Below are 401 nucleotides of genomic sequence, written 5' to 3'. Positions count from 1 at the left end.
CCATCCCTTTAGGTTCAAGTCCTCAATGAAAATCGTGGTATATTGTTTGGCTAGATTATTGGCTAGCTTGTAGAAAAAGTCTGTTCTGAGATTTTTAATTTTTCTATGCAATGCGGTTATTCGAGCACACCACTTCACGGCGTGTGCCCCTTTTATTTTTAGGAAGTAGTTAGCTACCTTTTTAAATCTAGGGAGTCTGCCCTGCTTTTTAAAAAACTTTTTGTAGGTTTTGTCTATTCTTTTTGTGATGTCTTGCAAGGTTTGAGAACCCAAAGTTTTCAAAAAAGCAAAGCGTGCTGTTTTCTTTAGTTTAGTGATGTGTTTTTGCAAGGTGTAGGGCTTTAAGTGTTTTTTAAAAGTCTATAATGCCTCTTATGTAAGGTGATACAATGGTCCATAAA

At 35.9% G+C, this 401-nt stretch carries 1 pseudogene; it reads right to left on the bottom strand.

Annotated elements, in window-relative coordinates:
- Positions 1-401: pseudogene (locus EAO36_RS08390) on the bottom strand (transposase); the annotation flags it as partial.

The organism is Helicobacter mehlei (assembly GCF_003660265.1).
Lineage (GTDB): Bacteria > Campylobacterota > Campylobacteria > Campylobacterales > Helicobacteraceae > Helicobacter > Helicobacter mehlei.
This window is presented reverse-complemented; position numbering and strand designations above follow the sequence as displayed.